The organism is Caloranaerobacter azorensis DSM 13643, from assembly GCF_900129995.1.
Classification (GTDB): Bacteria; Bacillota; Clostridia; order Tissierellales; family Thermohalobacteraceae; genus Caloranaerobacter; species Caloranaerobacter azorensis.
Genome location: NZ_FQXO01000149.1, coordinates 1 through 1,279 on the forward strand (window position 1 = coordinate 1; position 1,279 = coordinate 1,279).

Annotated in this window: 1 protein-coding gene; it reads left to right on the forward strand. The window is 26.0% G+C overall.

Annotated elements, in window-relative coordinates; translation table 11 throughout:
* Positions 1-191: 191 nt before the first annotated feature.
* Complete coding sequence (locus tag BUB51_RS12610) at positions 192-1,151, forward strand: metal-dependent hydrolase (RefSeq protein ID WP_073198189.1); 960 nt, start codon at positions 192-194, stop codon at positions 1,149-1,151.
* Positions 1,152-1,279 lie beyond the last annotated feature (128 nt).

Genomic DNA, 1,279 nt, shown 5'->3' on the forward strand with positions numbered 1-1,279 from the left:
TGATTCTATTATTTTTTCTTTGTCTTTTCTACTTATCTGCATCATATATTATTTATCGGCACTTTTTATCAATATCTTAAATTACGAATTGAAGGTTAAAAATTTTAATTATAGATGCTATTATATACCAAAGAAATATATAAACAATCTATGTTATAATTTTATATGTAGCTGATTTGGAGGTGTTTCTAATGGATCCAATTACACATGGAATAATAGGATTAGGTTTATCTACTTTAAGCGGTGAACCAGTAAATAGTTTAAATCCTTTGATGTTGGGTAGTGTTATAGGAGCTATGGCACCGGATGTTGATATAGTATTTAGATTAAAGGGGCAATATGAATATTTAAAACATCATAGAGGAATAACGCATTCAATCGTAGGGATAAGTTTTATTTCTATAGCGATATCTGTAGTTTTAAATTTAATATTTAGAGATTATTCATTCTTCAGAATTTTTATTTGGACTTTTTTAGGCAGTTTATCGCATTCTGTATTTGATATGTTAAATTCATATGGTGCTAGGTTTTTACTGCCATTCACAAAGAAAAAAATTTCGGCAAGTTTATTAATGTTATTTGATCCAGTCATAATATTTTTATCGCTAGGTATGGTATTTTTATTTAAGGATATATTTATGAAAGAAATTGTATTTTCATTAATTTTTGCAATTTATTTATTGTTTAGAATTCATATGAGAAGTAATGTTGCAAAAGTGCTTTATAATAACTTTAAAAATAAATGTATCATCGAAAAAATTAATATTTTACCGTCATTTTTCAATCCATTAAAATGGGATTTCATTGTAGAGACTAAAGATTCAAATATTGTAGGACAAGTTTATTTTTTAAATAAGAAAGTTACAATAAGAAGGAAATTAAAAAAGGTTAATCATAAAATTATAAAACAATTTTATAAAACTGAACTTGGAAGATATTTTTCTGAATTTACACCTATAAAACATGTTAAAGTCATAGATAAAGGGGAAGAGATTATCTTAAGGATAATAGACTTGAGATATTATTTGAGAAATGAGTTTATGCATCATGCTACGGCAGTTTTTAATCTTGAAAAGAAAATGGTTAGAACTATATTTCACCCATATAGTTTAAGAAGAGAGATATTAGTAGAAGAAAAAGAGATTGCGTAGAGCTGTAAAGTATAGTTCTATGAGTTTGTTGATAAAGTAAAATATTTTATGAAAATGACGCTCATGCGGACGAATTTAGAAAAAACTTAAGGCTCAAATTTTTAGAAAATCCTAACGCACCTAATCAA